Annotated in this window: 15 protein-coding genes; 10 read left to right on the forward strand and 5 right to left on the reverse strand. The window is 67.5% G+C overall.

Annotation, left to right across the window (positions count from 1 at the left end; all coding sequences use genetic code 11):
* Positions 1-16 precede the first annotated feature (16 nt).
* The gene (locus tag LGN19_RS01880; protein ID WP_122949459.1) at positions 17-2,038 is read right to left on the reverse strand and encodes a BCCT family transporter; all 2,022 of its coding nucleotides are present in this window, start codon (positions 2,036-2,038) and stop codon (positions 17-19) included.
* Between the two features lie 627 nt (positions 2,039-2,665).
* Between LGN19_RS01880 and LGN19_RS01885 the strand changes: the two genes are divergently transcribed.
* The 8 genes from LGN19_RS01885 (at position 2,666) to LGN19_RS01920 (ending at position 12,035) form a co-directional block, all read left to right on the forward strand.
* The gene (locus tag LGN19_RS01885) at positions 2,666-3,610 is read left to right on the forward strand and encodes a MurR/RpiR family transcriptional regulator (RefSeq protein WP_226212992.1); all 945 of its coding nucleotides are present in this window, start codon (positions 2,666-2,668) and stop codon (positions 3,608-3,610) included.
* Entirely contained in the window at positions 3,607-4,608 is a 1,002-nt protein-coding gene (locus tag LGN19_RS01890) for an isoaspartyl peptidase/L-asparaginase family protein (protein WP_226212993.1), read from the forward strand. Before LGN19_RS01885 ends, LGN19_RS01890 begins: the two co-directional genes overlap by 4 nt.
* Positions 4,609-4,636: 28 nt before the next feature.
* Complete coding sequence (locus LGN19_RS01895; RefSeq protein WP_175222575.1) at positions 4,637-6,538, forward strand: dipeptide ABC transporter ATP-binding protein; 1,902 nt, start codon at positions 4,637-4,639, stop codon at positions 6,536-6,538.
* Between the two features lie 127 nt (positions 6,539-6,665).
* Entirely contained in the window at positions 6,666-8,228 is a 1,563-nt protein-coding gene (gene gsiB, locus LGN19_RS01900) for a glutathione ABC transporter substrate-binding protein GsiB (protein ID WP_122949463.1), read from the forward strand.
* 79 nt (positions 8,229-8,307) lie between these two features.
* Positions 8,308-9,228 (forward strand): glutathione ABC transporter permease GsiC, encoded by a 921-nt coding sequence (gsiC, locus tag LGN19_RS01905; RefSeq protein ID WP_122949464.1) that lies wholly within the window; start codon positions 8,308-8,310, stop codon positions 9,226-9,228.
* 7 nt (positions 9,229-9,235) lie between these two features.
* The gene (gene gsiD / locus LGN19_RS01910; protein ID WP_174956470.1) at positions 9,236-10,129 is read left to right on the forward strand and encodes a glutathione ABC transporter permease GsiD; all 894 of its coding nucleotides are present in this window, start codon (positions 9,236-9,238) and stop codon (positions 10,127-10,129) included.
* On the forward strand, positions 10,129-11,211 hold the full coding sequence (locus tag LGN19_RS01915; RefSeq protein WP_226212994.1) for a P1 family peptidase: 1,083 nt from the start codon (positions 10,129-10,131) through the stop codon (positions 11,209-11,211). The genes gsiD and LGN19_RS01915 overlap by 1 nt, the downstream gene beginning before the upstream one ends.
* Positions 11,208-12,035: a M55 family metallopeptidase gene (locus LGN19_RS01920; protein ID WP_226212995.1), complete on the forward strand. Its 828-nt coding sequence runs from the start codon at positions 11,208-11,210 to the stop codon at positions 12,033-12,035. Before LGN19_RS01915 ends, LGN19_RS01920 begins: the two co-directional genes overlap by 4 nt.
* Before the next feature lie 35 nt (positions 12,036-12,070).
* On the opposite strand, the gene LGN19_RS01925 is transcribed toward LGN19_RS01920, so the two are convergent.
* Positions 12,071-12,850, reverse strand: a complete 780-nt coding sequence (locus LGN19_RS01925) for an alpha/beta fold hydrolase (protein ID WP_226212996.1) — start codon at positions 12,848-12,850, stop codon at positions 12,071-12,073.
* Positions 12,851-12,992: 142 nt separating this feature from the next.
* On the opposite strand from LGN19_RS01925, the gene LGN19_RS01930 reads away from it, so the two are divergent.
* A complete protein-coding gene (locus LGN19_RS01930) occupies positions 12,993-13,772 on the forward strand; it encodes an AraC family transcriptional regulator (RefSeq protein ID WP_122949469.1) in 780 nt (259 codons plus the stop codon).
* A gap of 461 nt (positions 13,773-14,233) precedes the next feature.
* Here LGN19_RS01930 and pcaG read toward each other — a convergent pair whose 3' ends face one another.
* The 3 genes from pcaG to LGN19_RS01945 all read right to left on the reverse strand — a co-directional run bounded on the left by pcaG (position 14,234) and on the right by LGN19_RS01945 (position 16,388).
* The gene (pcaG, locus tag LGN19_RS01935; RefSeq protein WP_011355460.1) at positions 14,234-14,827 is read right to left on the reverse strand and encodes a protocatechuate 3,4-dioxygenase subunit alpha; all 594 of its coding nucleotides are present in this window, start codon (positions 14,825-14,827) and stop codon (positions 14,234-14,236) included.
* A gap of 3 nt (positions 14,828-14,830) precedes the next feature.
* A complete protein-coding gene (gene pcaH, locus LGN19_RS01940; protein ID WP_226212997.1) occupies positions 14,831-15,538 on the reverse strand; it encodes a protocatechuate 3,4-dioxygenase subunit beta in 708 nt (235 codons plus the stop codon).
* Between the two features lie 274 nt (positions 15,539-15,812).
* Entirely contained in the window at positions 15,813-16,388 is a 576-nt protein-coding gene (locus LGN19_RS01945) for a YiiX/YebB-like N1pC/P60 family cysteine hydrolase (protein ID WP_226212998.1), read from the reverse strand.
* A 120-nt stretch (positions 16,389-16,508) separates the two neighbouring features.
* Here LGN19_RS01945 and LGN19_RS01950 point away from each other — a divergent pair, with 120 nt between their 5' ends.
* A complete protein-coding gene (locus tag LGN19_RS01950) occupies positions 16,509-17,246 on the forward strand; it encodes a helix-turn-helix domain-containing protein (RefSeq protein WP_226212999.1) in 738 nt (245 codons plus the stop codon).
* The last annotated feature ends 49 nt before the right edge of the window (positions 17,247-17,295 follow it).

The raw sequence follows: 17,295 nt of genomic DNA on the forward strand, positions 1-17,295 counted from the left end.
GCGGCAGTACGCAGGTTCATTCGGCCTCCGTCGCGTGCCCCGGCGCGCGGCTCAGCAGATGCGTGCGCTTGTCGGCCGCGAGCGACACGTAGCGCTCGTACTGGCGCAACACGTCGGCGATCACTTCGTCGCCACGCAGGTATTCGACGTCGTAGCCGAGCCGCCCGTCCTCGAAGAACGTGACGATCCCGTACACGTGTGTCCGTGCCGCTTCCGGCTCGGCCGCCTCGCGCATCAGGAACGCGGCCGCGGATTTCACCGTCACGCGCACGCCGTACACGAAATCGCGGTGGTCGGCGGTCGGCACGGTGAGCCGCATGGCGTCGTCGCTGTCGCGCTGCACGTTCGCGTCGACGCCGCTCGCGCGTAGCTCGTCGGCGACTTTGCGCAGCGCGGGCTCGACCGTCTCGGTGATGAACTGGCGCGCTTCGGCTTCGGTCGTCTGCCGCAGGATGTGCGTCAGGCGGTGGCGCCAGTGCTGGCCGGTCCAGAAGCTTGTTGCCGGCGCGACGTCCTGCGAATAGTGCACGCGGTCGGCCGCGAGCCCGCGCCACAGCCCGTAGCAGAGCGCGATCATGATGATCGCAACTGGCAGCGCGGCGATCAGCGTCATCGCCTGCAACGCGCCGAGTCCACCGGCGACGAGCAGCACCGCGGCTGTCACGCCAAGCAGCGCGGCCCAGAACAGCCGTTGCCAGACGGGCGAGTGCGCGTTGCCGCGCGTCGCGATCTGGTCGAGCACGAACGCGCCCGAATCGGCGGACGTGACGAAGAACACCGCGATCAGCACGATCGCGACGATCGACAGCCCTTGCGACAGCGGCAGGAAATCGAAGAAGCGGAACAGCAGCGCGTCGACATTGGTGGCCGTCTGCGCGAGCGCGCCGGCCGCGCCGTGCGTATCGAGCCAGATCGCGCTGTTGCCGAACACGGTCATCCACACGAGATTGAATGCGGTCGGCACGAGCAGCACGCCGATCACGAACTGGCGAATCGTGCGTCCGCGCGAGATGCGTGCGATGAACATGCCGACGAACGGCGACCACGACACCCACCACGCCCAGTAGAGGATCGTCCAGCCGCCGAACCAGCCTTCCTCGCGCGGCGACGCGTATGCATAGGTGCGGAACGACAGGTCGACGAGATGCGACAGGTACTGGCCGATGTTGTCGCCGAGCGCGCGCAGCAGGAACGACGTCGGGCCCGCGACGACCACGAACGCGAGCAACAGGAACGCGAGCAGCAGGTTCAGTTCGGACAGCCGCCGCACGCCCTTGTCGAGGCCACTCGCGGCGGAAGCACCCGCGAGCATCACGACCAGCACGACGAGCCCGATGCGGAACGCGTTGCCGCTGGTGTCCCAGCCCACGACAGTGTGCAGGCCGGCGCTGATCTGCATCACGCCGTAGCCGAGCGTCGTCGCGATGCCGGCGACCGTGCCGACCAGCGCGAACGCGTCGACCGTGTGGCCGATCCAGCCGTTGATGCGCTCGCGCAGCACCGGATACAGCCCCGAGCGCAGCGTCAGCGGCAGGTTGTAGCGGAAGCCGAAGTACGCGAGCACGAGCCCCATCAGCCCGTAGATCGCCCACGCGTGGAAGCCCCAGTGGAAGAAGGTCATCAGCATCGCCTCGCGCGCGGCGGCGGGCGTGCCGGGGTCGACGGTCGGCGGTTTCAGGAAGTGCTGCATCGGCTCGCCGACGCCGAAATACATGAGGCCGATGCCCATGCCGGCCGCGAACAGCATCGCTGTCCACGACACGAAACTGAATTCGGGTTCGGCGTCGTCGGGGCCGAGCCGGATGTTGCCGAAGTCGCTCGCGGCGATCAGCACGAGGAACACGAGGAAGCCGGTGATGGCGAGCACGTAGAACCAGTCGAAGCGTGCGATGACCCATTGCTGGCCGGCGGAGAACAGCGCGCCGGCTTCGCTCGGGCGCAGCGCGCACACGACGAGCAGCGCGCCGATGACCGCGAGCGCGGGCAGGACGACTTGCGGCTTGAATGTCGTGCGGGGCAAGGGACGGGAGTCTGGCATGGCAGGCATCCAGTTGTGGGCGCAACGAGGCGCGACGCCGCCCGGCGCGCGCGTCGCGCGTCGGACCCTGATACGGCGTGCGTCGAGTGTACCGCGGTGTCAGGACTGCAAGAAGGGGGCATGCAGAAGGGATAAACCTGACGAATTGTAAGGTATTGGCGGGATCGAGAAAACCCGCGCGGCTCGCGCGGCGAGCAGACGAGGCGCTTGAAAAGCCGCGGCGGCCGTGTATCGGGCGCCCGGACAGCACGCGCGGCATACGCGAAAGGCGTGTCGCCTGGGGCAGCGGCAGTGCGCCGAAGGCGCAGCCGCGATGGATTGGAAGGTGACGGCGATCCCTGCCTTGCCGACGAACGGGCCATGCGTCGTCGATCGCATGAGCTGCTGCGAATCGCCGACGATGCATTCGAACGAACTTGCTCGGGGTTTTCCCGATGGGCGAGGACTGGCAGTGCGCGTGACGACGCATGGCGATCGCGTGCCAAAGGCCCGTGCGGCGGGGCTGTGCGAGCGATCGGGCGATCGACGGGCACGGGGTGGGGCGTAACAACCCTGATGAAAATTTATTTCTTTTCATGATCGGGATTGTGTAAATTCATTTTCATCATCCTTGCAACAACCCTTCGCATGACGCCTCTCGTTCCGCACGACGCCAGTCAAGACGAACCCGCGATCGCCGAGCGGATCGCGTCGGCGATGCCGTTGATGACGCCGATCCACCGACGCATGGGCGAGTTCGTGCTCGCGAATCCGTTCCGCGCGGCGACGATGCGCATCGACGAACTCGCGCAGGCCGTGAATGCGTCGATCGCGACCGCGAACCGCTTCGCGAAGGCGCTCGGTTTCGACGGTTATCCGGCGATGCGCGCGGCGCTCGTGCGCGGCTTCGAGGCGACGCTCGGGCCGGTCGAGCGGCTGCGTTCCGCGCAGGAGCAGGAGTCCGGCGTGCGCGGTGCCGCATGGATCGACGCGGTCTTCGACCAGGCCATCGCGAACATCGAGAACACGCGCGCGCAACTGGACGCGGCCGATGTCGAAACCGCGGTCGAGGCGATCGTCGGCGCGCGGCGGGTGCTGATCCTCGGCGCGGGGTCGAGCGCGTTTCTCACCGGGCTGATGGAGCACGGGCTGTCCGTGTGCCACGACAACGTGCAGTCGCTTGCGCTGCTCGGCGGCCCGTCGCACGCGGCGCGGCGTTTGTACACGGCCGATTCGCGCGATCTCGTGATCGCGCTCGCGTTTCCGCGCTACGTGACGGACACGATCGAGCTGGCCCGCCGTGCGGCGGCGCGCGGTGCACGCGTGCTGGGTATCTCGGACGGCCCGCAATCGCCGCTTGCGCCGATCGCGTCGCTGAACCTGTACGTCAAGGCCGAACGGCGCTTCGCGGCCACGTCGGAAGCAGCCGTGCTCGCGATGATCGAGGCGCTGATCGACGCGGTCGCGCTGCGCACGCACCGCTCCGCGAAATCCGCCGCCGAGATGACCGAATTCCTGCTGCCGTGGCTCGTGCAGCCGCAAGCGACGCTGCCAGCCACCAACCCTTCTACTCACCGTCCGAAAAAAACATGACTTCATCCGCGATCGTTGCGATTCACGGCGGCGCAGGCACGATCCTGCGCGATGCGATGGATTCCGACACCGAACGTCAGTACCGTGCCGAACTGACTGCGATCCTGACGGCCGCGCAGCAGGTGCTGACCGACGGCGGCAGCGCGCTCGACGCCGTCACCGTCGCGGTGCGGATGCTCGAGGACTGTCCGCTGTTCAACGCCGGGCGCGGCTCGGTCTATACGGCCGAGGGCAAGCACGAGCTCGACGCGGCCGTCATGGATGGCGCGACGCTCGGCGCCGGCGCGATCTGCTGCGCGACGCGCGTGCGCAATCCGGTGCTGGCCGCGCGACGCGTGATGGAAGCCAGCGAGCACGTGCTGTTCGCCGGTGAGGGTGCCGATGCGTTCGCGGCCGCGCAGGGGCTCGAACTCGCGGAACCGGGCTACTTCGACACCGAGGCGCGTCGTGCGCAGTGGGTCAAGGCGCGTGCAGCGGCGGGCGTGATGCTCGACCACGACGCGGCAACGTTCACGTTCGGCGCATCGGAATCGCAGCAGCAGCCGGCCGAACCGCTCGATCCGGACCGCAAGCACGGCACGGTCGGCGCGGTGGCATGCGACCAGCACGGCCACATCGCGGCGGCGACGTCGACGGGCGGCATCACCAACAAGCAGCCGGGGCGTGTCGGCGATTCGCCGATCATCGGCGCGGGCTGCTATGCGGACGATGCAACGTGCGCGGTATCGTCGACGGGCACCGGCGAGATGTTCATCCGGCTCGCGACCGCGCATGATGTGGCTGCGCAGATCGCGTATCGCGGCGCGTCGCTCGCCGACGCCGCGCACGACGTCGTGATGAACAAGCTGCCGCGCCTCGCGGGCCGGGGCGGGATCATCGCGGTCGACGCGCAGGGCAACGTCGCGATGCCGTTCAACACTGAAGGGATGTACCGCGGCTACGCGCGCGTCGGTGAAGCGCCGGTGGTCGGCATCTATCGAGACGACGACACGGCCTGATCGCGGACCGCACGAGGAGGAGACCACGATGACTTCGAGCCGTAACCCGTCCGGCCTGGTGCTGCCCGAGCAGCGCGTGGTGGCCGTCGACGACCTGTCGGTCACGTTCCGCCGGGAAGGCGCGACGTTCGACGCGGTGCGCAACGTGTCGTTTCATGTCGATCGCGGCGAGACGCTCGCGATCGTCGGCGAATCGGGCTCGGGCAAGTCGGTCACGTCGCTCGCGCTGATGCGGCTCGTCGAGCACGGCGGCGGCGCGATCACGAACGGCCGGATCGCGTTCCGCCGGCGCGGCGGCGCGCTCGTCGATCTTGCGCAGGCCAGCGGCGCGACGATGCGCGGCATTCGCGGCGCGGACATCGCGATGATCTTCCAGGAGCCGATGACGTCGCTGAACCCGGTGTTCACGGTCGGCGACCAGATCAGCGAGGCGATCGCGCTGCATCAGTCGAAAAGCAGGTCGGAAGCGCGCGCGGAAACGCTGCGGCTGCTTGAACTCGTGCGCATTCCGGAGGCACGCCGCGTGTTCGCGCGCTATCCGCACCAGCTGTCGGGCGGGATGCGGCAGCGCGTGATGATCGCGATGGCGCTGTCGTGCCGGCCTTCGCTGCTGATCGCCGACGAGCCGACCACCGCGCTCGACGTGACGATCCAGGCGCAGATCCTGCAACTGGTGCGCGGGCTGCAGGACGAAATGAACATGGGCGTGATCTTCATCACGCACGACATGGGTGTGGTGGCCGAAGTGGCCGACCGCGTGCTCGTGATGTATCGCGGCGAGAAGGTCGAGGAGGGCGAATCGGATCGCATCTTCGCGGCGCCCGCGCATCGCTACACGCGCGCGCTGCTCGCGGCCGTGCCGAAGCTCGGCTCGATGCAGGGCACCGATGCACCCGAAAAATTCCCGCTGCTGAAGGTGGAGGGCGCAAGCGCGGCAGCAGCAGCGCCCGCACCGGCGGCGAACGACGATGCGCAGCCGCCCGTCGATCAGTCTGCGTCGCCGATCCTGCGCGTGCGCGATCTCGTGACGCGCTTCCCGGTGAAGAGCGGCGTGTTCGGCCGCGTATCGCAATACGTGCATGCGGTCGAGCGCGTGAGCTTCGAATTGCGCGCGGGCGAGACGCTCGCGCTGGTCGGCGAATCGGGCTGCGGCAAGTCGACCACCGGCCGCTCGCTGCTGCGCCTCGTCGAATCGCAGAGCGGCTCGATCGAATTCGACGGCCGCGACATCAGTGCACTGAAAGGCCCGGACCTGCAGGCGCTGCGCCGGAACATCCAGTTCATCTTCCAGGATCCGTTCGCGTCGCTGAACCCGCGCCTGACCGTCGGCTTCTCGATTATGGAGCCGTTGCTGGTGCACGGCGTCGCGAGCGGCCGCGAAGCGCAGGCACGCGTCGACTGGCTGCTCGACAAGGTCGGCCTGCCACCCGAGGCCGCACGCCGCTATCCGCATGAATTCTCGGGCGGCCAGCGCCAGCGGATCGCGATCGCACGGGCGCTCGCGCTGAACCCGAAGGTCGTGATCGCCGACGAATCGGTGTCGGCGCTCGACGTGTCGGTGCAGGCGCAGATCGTCAACCTGATGCTCGACCTGCAGCGCGAACTCGGCGTCGCATACCTGTTCATCTCGCACGACATGGCCGTCGTCGAGCGCATCAGCCATCGCGTCGCGGTGATGTATCTCGGCCAGATCGTCGAGATCGGCCCGCGCCGCGCGGTGTTCGAGGCGCCGCAACATCCCTACACGAAGAAGCTGATGAGCGCGGTGCCGGTGGCCGACCCCGCGCGCCGGCATGCGCCGCGCCAGCTCGCGGCGGACGAGATTCCCAGCCCGATCCGCGCGGCCGGCGACGAGCCGGTCGTCGCGCCGCTCGTCGCGGTCGGCCCCGATCATTACGTCGCAACGCACCGCGTCGGCGGCGCGTATTGAACGCACGGAGGCGGCGATGGATCGCAGTTGCGCACGCGCGAGGCAGAGACGGTTTTTTCCCGAGCGGGGGCAGTCATTCCGCGTATCCAACCACACGTTACCGAATCATGCACAGGAGTCAGGTCACATGAGCAAGTCGCTTTCATTTCCGATGTTCCGCTCGCGCGCGCTGTTCGCCACCGCCGCGAGCGCGTTCGCGCTGTCGGCCGCGGTGCCCGCGTTCGCGCAGCAGACCGCGGTGATGGCGGTGGATTCGACGTTCACGACGATGGACCCGTACGACGCGAACGACACGGTGTCGCAAGCCGTCGTCAAGTCGTTCTACCAGGGGCTGTTCGGCTTCGACAAGGACATGAAGCTCGTCAACGTGCTGGCGACCAGCTACGACGCGAGCCCGGATGCGAAGACCTACACGATCAAGCTGCGCCAGGGCGTGAAGTTCCACGACGGCACCGATTTCAACGCGGCGGCCGTGAAGGCGAACTTCGACCGCGTGACCGATCCCGCGAACCACCTGAAGCGCTACAACATGTTCCGCGTGATCGAGAAGACCGAAGTGGTCGATCCGTACACGGTGAAGATCACGCTGCGCGAGCCGTTCTCGGCGTTGATCAACACGCTCGCGCACCCGTCGGCCGTGATGATCTCGCCGGCCGCGCTGAAGAAGTGGGGCCGCGACATCGCGCTGCATCCGGTCGGCACCGGCCCGTTCGAGTTCGTCGAATGGAAGCAGACGGATGACCTGAAGGTGAAGAAGTTCGCCGGCTACTGGAAGAAGGGCTATCCGAAGATCGACGCGATCGACTGGAAGCCGGTGGTCGACAACAACACGCGTGCGGCGCTGATCAAGACGGGCGAAGCCGATTTCGCGTTCCGCATCCCGTTCGAGCAGGCGGCCGACCTGAAGGGCAACCCGAAGGTCGACGTCGTGGAGCGGCCGTCGATCGTGCAGCGCTACGTGTCGCTGAACCTGCAGCAGAAGCCGCTCGACAACCCGAAGGTGCGCCAGGCGCTGAACTACGCGGTGAACAAGGAAGCGCTCGCGAAGGTCGCGTTCGCCGGCTTCGCGACGCCGTCCACCGGCGTGGTGCCGCAGGGTGTCGACTATGCGACGAAGCTGGGCCCGTGGCCTTACGACCCGGCGAAGGCGCGCGCGCTGCTGAAGGAGGCCGGTTATCCGAACGGCTTCGAGACGACGCTGTGGTCCGCGTATAACAACTCGACGTCGCAGAAGGCGATCCAGTTCGTGCAGCAGCAACTCGCGCAGGTTGGCGTGAAGGTGCAGGTGCAGGCGCTGGAGGCCGGCGAGCGCGTCGCGAAGGTCGAGAGCGCGCCGGACCCGGCGAAGGCGCCGGTGCGGATGTACTACCTCGGCTGGTCGTCGTCGACCGGCGAGGCGAACTGGGCGATCACGCCGCTGCTCGCCGGCACGTCGGCGCCGCCGAAGCTCCTGAACACCGCGTACTACAAGAACGACACGGTCGATGGCGATCTCTCGAAGGCACTGGAGACGGTCGACCGCGCGAAGAAGACCGAGCTCTACACCGATGCGCAGAAGCAGATCTGGGCCGATGCGCCGTGGATCTTCCTCGTGCAGGAGAAGATCGTGTATGCGCGCAGCAAGCGGCTGCAGGGTGCGTACGTGATGCCGGACGGTTCGTTCAACTTCGACGAAATCTCGCTGAAATGACAGTGGTGATGACGGCGGTTCGTCCGCCACGCGGTGCCGGCGGCGCAAGCCGCCGGCATGCTGATTCGATCGGTGCCCCATGCTGAATTTTCTCGTCAAACGCCTGTTCGGCCTGCTGCCCACGCTCGCGATCGTCGCGGTGCTGGTGTTCCTGTTCGTCCACCTGCTGCCGGGCGATCCGGCGCGGCTCGCGGCCGGGCCCGAAGCCGACGATGCGACGGTCGCGCTGGTGCGCACCGACCTCGGACTCGACCAGCCGCTGCCCGCGCAGTTCGTGAACTTCTTCGTGAAGATCGCGCACGGCGATTTCGGCCTGTCGACCCGCAGCAAGCGGCCGGTCTCGACCGAGATCGGCGAGCGCTTCATGCCGACGCTGCTGCTGACGCTCGTCAGCATGGCGTGGGCGACGGCCTTCGGGATGGCGATCGGCATCGCGTCGGCGGTGTGGCGCAACCGCTGGCCCGATCGCCTCGGCATGACGCTCGCGGTGTCGGGCATCTCGTTCCCGGCGTTCGCGCTGGGCATGCTGCTGATGGAAATTTTCTCGGTGAAGCTCGGCTGGCTGCCGGTCGTGCCGGACGGCTCGTGGAAGAGCTACGTGCTGCCGTCGCTGACGCTCGGCGCCGCGGTCGCGGCCGTGATGGCGCGCTTCACGCGGGCGTCGTTCGTCGAGGTGCTGAACGAGGATTTCGTGCGCACCGCGCGCGCGAAGGGTGTGCACGAGCCGATGGTGGTGCTCAAGCACTGCCTGCGCAACGCGATGATCCCGGTCGTCACGATGATGGGGCTGCAGTTCGGCTTCCTGCTCGGCGGCTCGATCGTCGTCGAGGTCGTGTTCAACTGGCCGGGGCTCGGGCGCCTGCTCGTCGACGCGGTGACGATGCGCGACTACCCGGTGATCCAGGCGATCGTGTTGCTGTTTTCGCTCGAGTTCATCCTGATCAACCTGACCGTCGACGTGCTGTACGCGGTCATCAACCCGACCATCCGGTTCAAGTGAGGCGCGCATGAACGCGACTGTCCAGCCCGCGGCGCCGGCCGCACCGACCGCGATCCGCACGCCGTGGCGCGAATTCTGGCGCAAGTTCCGCAAGCAGACCGTCGCGCTCGTCGCGGGCGGCTTCGTGCTGGCGCTCGTCGTGCTGGCGTTCGTCGGCCCGCACATCGTGCCGTTCGATCCGGAGAACTATTTCGACTACGACGCGCTGAACGCGGGGCCGTCGGCCGTGCACTGGTTCGGCGTCGATTCGCTCGGCCGCGACATCTTCAGCCGGATCATCACGGGGACGCGCATCTCGCTCGCGGCCGGTTTCTTCTCGGTCGCGCTCGGCGCGGTGATCGGCACGTTCTTCGGGCTGCTCGCCGGCTACTACGAAGGCTGGTGGGACCGCATCACGATGCGCGTGGCCGACGTGCTGTTCGCGTTCCCGGGCATCCTGCTCGCGATCGGCGTGGTCGCGATCCTCGGCAACGGGATGGTTAACGTGATCTGCGCGGTCGCGATCTTCAGCATCCCGGCGTTCGCGCGGCTCGTGCGCGGCAACACGCTGATGCTCAAGCACATGACCTATATCGAGGCCGCGCGCAGCATCGGCGCGTCGGACTGGACGATCATCATGCGGCACATCCTGCCGGGCACCGTGTCGTCGGTCGTCGTCTACTTCACGATGCGGATCGGTACGTCGATCATCACGGCCGCGAGCCTGTCGTTCCTCGGGCTCGGTGCGCAGCCGCCGACGCCGGAGTGGGGCGCGATGCTCAACGAGGCGCGCGCGGACATGGTGACGGCGCCGCACATCGCGATCTTCCCGAGCCTCGCGATCTTCCTGACCGTGCTCGCGTTCAACCTGCTCGGCGACGGGCTGCGCGACGCGCTCGATCCGAAGCTGGAGCGCCGCTGATGCGTATGGTACCGATGTGGACGGCGACACTGCCGGCCGGGCCGCGCGGCACGATCGCCGACGTGCCGGGCGTGACGGTCGGCCATTGCACGCTCGATGCCGGCAACGTGCAGACGGGCGTGACCGTCGTGAAGCCGCATCCGGGCGACGTGTACCGCAGCAAGGTGCCCGCCGGTGCTGCCGTGATCAACGGTTTCGGCAAGAGCGTCGGGCTCGTGCAGGTCGACGAACTCGGCATGCTCGATACGCCGATCGCGTTGACCAATACGTTCGGCGTCGGCGCGGTTGCGCAGGCGCAGATCCGCGCGGCGATCGCGGCGAATCCGCAGGTCGGCCGCGACTGGTCGACCGTCAACCCGCTCGTGTTCGAGTGCAATGACGGCTATCTGAACGATATCCAGGCGTTCGCGGTCACGGCCGAACATTACGACGACGCGTGTCGCGCGGCGTCGCGTGACGTCGCACGCGGCGCGGTGGGCGCCGGGCGCGGGATGTCGTGCTTCGACCTGAAGGGCGGGATCGGTTCCGCGTCGCGCGTCGCCGTCGCGGCCGGCCGGCCCTATACGGTCGGCGCGCTCGTGCTCGCGAATTTCGGCCGGCTGCCGATGCTGACGCTCGGCGGCGTGCCGCTCGGGCGCATCGTCGCGCAACGGCGTGCGGCCGAGGCCGCGCACGCGGCTCCACCCGAGCAGGGCTCGATCATCCTGTTGCTGGCCACCGATGCGCCGCTGGACGCGCGACAACTGTCGCGGCTCGCGCGCCGCGCGGGCGCGGGGCTGGCCCGCACGGGCTCCGTCTACGGGCACGGCAGCGGCGACATCGCGCTTGCATTCTCCACCGCATACACGATCGCGCACGACGCATCGACCGTCGCGCTGCCGGCTCTCGTCGCCGATGCGGCGCTCGATCCGCTGTTCATGGCCGCGGCCGAAAGCGTCGAGCACGCGATCGCCGATGCGTTGCTGCAGGCCGTGACGGTGGCGGGGCGCGACGGCCACATGCGGCAATCGCTGCGCGATGCGGTGCCCGATCTCGAACGCCTGTTCAACGAAGGCCACGAAGGACGTTTTACCCAGCCATGAAGATCCTGATTTCGACCGATATCGAAGGCGTCGCCGGCGTATTCGCCACCGAGCAGACGCGCGCCGGCAATCCGGAATACGAACGGGCGCGCCGCTGGATGACCGCCGAGGCGAACGCGGCGATCGAAGGCGCGTTCATGGGCGGCGCGCAGGCCGTGTGGGTCAACGATTCGCATGGCGGCTTTCGCAACCTGCTGCCCGACGGGCTCGATGCGCGTGCGCGCGTCGTGCTCGGCAAGCCGCGCACGCTCGGGATGATGGCGGGCCTCGAACAGCAGCCCGATCTCGTGTTCATGATCGGCTATCACGCGAAATCGCAGACGCGCGGCGTACTCGCGCACACGATCAACGGCTTCGCGTTCACGCAGGTGTGGCTGAATGGCGTCGAGCTCGGCGAAGCCGGCCTGTACGGCGCGCTGGCACGCGAATACGGCGCGCACGTCGCGCTCGCCACGGGCGACGACGTGTTCGCGGAGGAAACGCAGCCGCTGTTTCCGGAGGCGCATTTCGAGACGATCAAGACGGCCGGTGGCGCATCGAGCGGCGATACGCTCACGCCCGCCGCGTCCTGTGCGCGGATCGCAACGGCTGCGCGCGAAGCGGTGGCGCACGCTTTGTCGGCAGGCGTGCGCGTGGGCGCCCATCGGCCCGCGCCGGCCGCGTGCACGCTGCGCGTGCAGACGGCGGCGCTGGCCGACCTGTTCTGCGTGCTGCCGTCGCTCGAGCGCGTCGATGCGGTGACGCTGCGCTTCGACGGGCCTTCGGTCGAGCATGCGGTGCGCACGCTGAACAGCCTGTCGGCAATGTCGTTCATGCTGCGGTGATGTATGCCTTGACGATGCCGCAGGCGTGCGGCCGGTCAACGGACGGCAGCAGGGCTCGCGGTCATGGCGAGCAGGAACGCTTCCATCGCCGCGACCAGCGCGAGCGGCGTCTCGTTCATCGGGTAGTGGCCCGCATTGCGCAGCACGTCGACGGTGGCGAGCGGGTAGCGCCGCAGGTACGTGCGGGCCATCAGCGCCGCGTCGAACGCCGGATCGTGCTCGCCGATCAGCACTTTCACCGGATGGATGCCCGCGATCTCGTCGCTGAAATCCGTATCGGCCCACGCGCGGAAGTACGCGCCGAACGCCGGCGGCGACGAACGGGCTGCCGAATACGCCGCTTTCCACTCGACCCAGGCGGCGGGCAGCCGGCCGCCGGTGCTGCGATCGATGATGGTCCGGCGATCGGCGACATGGTCGGCGGCGCGCTCGAATAGCGCGCGTTTCTCCGCGTCGAACGGCAGGCCGCCGCACGGCACGGGCGTGATCGGCACCAGTGCGCGCACGCGCTCGGGCGCCATGACGGCGATTTTCTCGGCCGCCATCGCGCCCATCGAGTGGCCGACGACGCTGAAGGTCGCGAAACCGAGCGCGTCGGCCAGTGCCAGCGCGTCGGTGGCGATCTCGTCGATCGTGTAGTCGCCTGCTGCGTCGCGCAGGCGGCCGTAACCTCGGTAATCCATGAATACATAGCTGAAGTGCTCACGCGACAGCCACGCTTCGACGGGTTCGAATGCGTGGGCGTCGCCGAACCAGCCGGGCAGTACGAGAACAGGATGGGGGCCGTCCCCCACACGATGAAACGTATTCGGCATGTCCGCTCCGATGCAGTGGTAATCCGGCCGATCAGGCCGACGGGTCTTGCGGCCGTCAGGTCGCGCAAGGGTGGAGCGGATCGTAAATCGAGCGAAGGAGACCCGCCTTCGATATCGGGTCATTGATGATGGAATTCGGGCCGTGAGAAATACGCTGCTAGATCCCTACGAAAACATTCCGCGAAGCGTGGTGGTGACCGCCAACGACTATGCGGCGGGCACGACGTTTCCGGAGCACGCGCACGGGCGCGGGCAATTCGCATTCGCGTCGCGCGGCACGATCAGCGTGTCGACGCCGCACGGGCGCTGGCTGGTGCCGCCACAGCGTGCGTGCTGGGTGCCGGCCGGCGTGCGCCACGAAATGACGATGACCGGGCCGGTCACGATGCTGAACACCTTCGTGTCCGGCGATGCCGCGCAGGAAGCGGGCCTGCCCGAGCAGTGCGGCGTGTATGGCGTATCGGCGCTGCTGCGGCAACTGATCGACGATGCGATCGACCTGCCGGCGCTGTACGACGTCGACGGGCGCGCGGGCAAGCTGATGGCGCTGCTGGTCGCCGAAATCGCGACGATGCCGCGCCTGTCGCTGCACGCGCCGCTGCCGGCCGACGCGCGGCTGGCGAAGGTGTGCCGGCACTTGCTCGCGTCGCCGTCGATCGCGGCCGATCTCGACCAGGTCGCCGCCGACGCAGGCGTGAGTCGCCGCACGTTCACGCGGCAGTTCCGCGCGCAGACGGGCGTGAGTTTTGCCGCATGGCGCCAGCAGGTCTGCATGCTCGCGGCGATCGCACGCCTGAGCGACGGGCAGCCGGTGACACGCGTCGCACTCGATCTCGGGTACGCGAGCGCAAGCGCGTTCACGTCGGCGTTTCGCCGCATTCTGGGCGATACGCCGAGCCGCTATCTGGAGATTCGGCGCTAACCGGAAGGAATCGGCGCACGCCACGCCCGTGCGCCGGTTGCCGCCAAAAAAATACGCGCCTGCCAACTTCGGTCAGACGCGTTTAAAGGCACTCGGTCAGAAAGAATGCGCGCACAGCCTGCCGGGTGGTGTCGCGCATTACATGCGTAATTGTTGCCTATTCCGATTCAATCTCGTTGAGACGTTGTGGATAGCGAAGAATACGCCGCATAACGCGCAAACGAAATCCCGCGCGGCTCACGACTCATGTGCGGTTGCAGCAGCACGCGTTCCAATCGTGCGTTCGATGGCGGAGCGGAAGCCGCTGGCTATGGGCGCTGGTGCTCGAAACCTGGCGGGATGCGCCGCAGCATCGAATGGTGCGCCGAAGCATGAAAAACGCCGCGTGGCGCGATGCCTGTTGGTATCGCGCCACGCGGCGGTACGGTAGCGGGCGAAGCCGGCGTGCGCCGGCACGCGCGTCACACGTCGAAGAACACGGTTTCGTCCGGCCCCTGCATGCGGATGTCGAAGCGGTAGACGACCGGGCGGCCCGGCTGCGCGTCGCGTTTCGCGACGAGCGTCGCGCGGCGCTCGGCCGGCACCGCGTTCAGCACGGGGTCGGCCGCGTTCGCGGCGGCTTCGTCGTCGAAGTACACGCGCGTGAACGCATGGGTGAGGATCCCGCGCATCATCACGGTCACGTTGATGTGCGGCGCTTCGTCCGCGGCGAGGCGGCCCGGCTTCACCGTCTCGACGACGAAGCGCTGCTGCGCATCGGTGCCGGTGCCGACTCGCGCGAAGCCCGTGAAGCCGGATTTCGCGATGTCGTCGCGCGACGCGGGGTAGCGGCCCGCGCCGTCCACCTGCGTGAATTCGAGCACCGCGTCGCCGACGACGTTGCCATCGCCGTCGAACACCTGGCCGACCAGCAGCACGTGCTCGCCTTCGGCGTGAGCCGCGGCGATCGTCGGCGTGAACAGGCTTTTCAGATCGTAGTCGTATTGCTGCGGGCACAGGCCGTACGCGAAGTACGGGCCGACCGTCTGCGAAGGGGTTTGCTTCAGCGTCGTCATGGTTCAGCGCTCCATCGGGGTAGCGTCGCGGCCGCGCAGCACGATATCGAATTCGTAGCCGAGCGCATAGCCTTCTTCGGTAATGTCCATCGAGAAGCGCGAGATCAGGCGATCGCGCGCGGCCTCGGGCGTGCCCTGGAAGATCGGGTCGTACGCGAGCAGCGGGTCGCCGGGGAAGTACATCTGCGTGACGAGACGCGAGCCGAAGTAATCGCCGAACAGCGAGAAATGGATGTGATTCGGGCGCCACGCGTTCGGATGGTTGCCCCACGGATACGCGCCGGGCTTGATCGTCAGGAAGCGGTAGCGGCCTTCGTCGTCGGTCAGGCAGCGGCCTGCGCCGAGGAAGTTCGGGTCGAGCGGCGCGTCGTGCTGGTCGACCTTGTGTACGTAGCGGCCGGCCGCGTTCGCCTGCCACACCTCGACGAGCGTGTTGCGCACGGGCTTGCCGCCTTCGTCGAGCACGCGGCCCGTGACGATCATGCGCTCGCCGAGCGGCTCGCCGTTCTTCACGGCGTTCTTCGTCAGGTCATGGTCGAGCGCGCCGAGATCTTCGGCGCCGTAGACGGGCGCGTACTGGTCGCGGAACTTCTCCTTCAGCGGGATCAGCGGGCGGGTCGGGCCGCGCTTCACGGACGAGCGGTACTCGGGGTGGACATAGGCCGGATGCGACGGCCAGTCGCGTGGCGTGAGGATCGTGGGGGAATCCATCGGGCGTCTCCTGATAGGTATTTCGCGAAGGGATGGCACGACTTTAGCCAATCCGGAAAGTTATGCAAAATGACCTTTTTTCGCGAATCGTATAACCAGTCGTTATGTTTGGAGCGCCAATGAAAATTCCGCCGGACAGGATGCCTGTCCGGCGGAAAAAGCGATCGGGCTTCGCGTCGTCGGTGACGACCCCGTGCACGGCCCTCCAGCCAGCCCGTCGCTGCTTTTTTGTGTTGTCGTTCTTGTTGTTATCCGGTCTCCCTGAGCGCGCCTGTTATGCCTGACGGTCGGGATCGAACACGATTCCGTCGAATTCGAGTGACAGCGTGCCGCTGCGCAGCAGTGCGGCCGGCGTCGCGTCCCGGTCGGCACCGAGCACGTCGCTCACGTAGTCCGCGCAGAAGCCGCGCCGCGTCCGCAGGGTGAAGCGGTTGCCGAGCAGCGCGTCGATCCGCCGTTCTGCCGTTGAATGAATCTGGCGCTGCGCATCGGCGGTCGGTGCCGCGACGCGACGGGCCAGTGCGATGCGCCCGCCGTCGGTACGGGCGACGAAGCGCGACAGCGGGGTGAGCTTCGTCCACGCAAACGCGGATTCGGCGATCACGGGCTCGTCGCCCGATGTGTCGACGACGATGCCGAAGCGATTGGCCCACGCACCCGTCGAGCCCGTCGTGCCGGCCGTGTCGCGTGGCGCATGGCCCGGCACGCGGATGAACACGAGATCTCCGACGTGCGCGCTGGCGGCCAGCGTGCGGACCGTGGCGAGCGGCATCGTGCGATCCGTGTCGCGGGCATCGCGCGGGGCGGTGTGATGCGATTCGTAGGCAGCGGTTTCGGTTCGGGTGGTCATTTCGGCTCCGTCGTTCAGTGACAGCACGGAGCGGATTATGCAGACAAGTATCCAAAAGTGTTCATCTGCGTGCGCAGGTAGCCTAATATCTGACCTTGAGCATCATTTTTCGATACCAAAATGACCGAAACCGCCCAACTCATCGAAATGCTGAAGCGCCAGTTGAAGGCGCAGGGCATGACCTACCGCGACGTCGCGCGTGCGCTCGATGTTTCCGAGACCAGCGTGAAGCGGCTGTTTGCCAGCGGCCGCTTCACGCTGGAGCGCGTCGTGGAGATATCTCAGCTGCTCGGCTATACGCTGGCCGAGCTCGTGCAGGAGGCGTCCGCGTCGGCGCCGAGGCTGCGCGTACTGACCGAGCAGCAGGAGGCGCTGCTCGTGTCGGACGACAAGCTGCTGCTCGTTGCCGTCTGCGCGATCAACTACTGGACCGTGCAGGACATCGTGTCGGCCTATCAGGTGACGAAGGCCGAGTGCGTGAAATACCTGCTGATGCTCGACCGGATGAACGTCGTCGCGCTGTTGCCGGGCGACCGGATTCGCGTGCGCGTCGCGCGCGATTTCGACTGGCTGCCGGGCGGGCCGATCCGCCGTTACTTCCATGCGCACGCGCTCGGCGATTTCCTCGACAGCCGCTTCGACGGGGAAGGCGAGACGATGACGTTCTCGCAGGGGATGCTGACCGAGGCGGCTTCCGCGGAGCTCGAACTGGAGTTGCGCCGGCTGCGCAGCAAGGCGGCAGCGCTGCATGCGGAATCGTCGTCCGCGCCGCTCGCGCAGAAGCACGGCACCAGCTTGCTGATCGCGAAGCGGATGTGGGAGCCGGCCGGCTTCCAGGCGCTGCGGCGCAACGCGTGACACATCGTCGAGTACTTGGGGCTATCCGGAAAGTTATGCAAAATGGTAT

Origin of the sequence: Burkholderia sp. AU30198, from assembly GCF_020419825.1 — a bacterium.
Classification (GTDB): Bacteria; Pseudomonadota; Gammaproteobacteria; order Burkholderiales; family Burkholderiaceae; genus Burkholderia.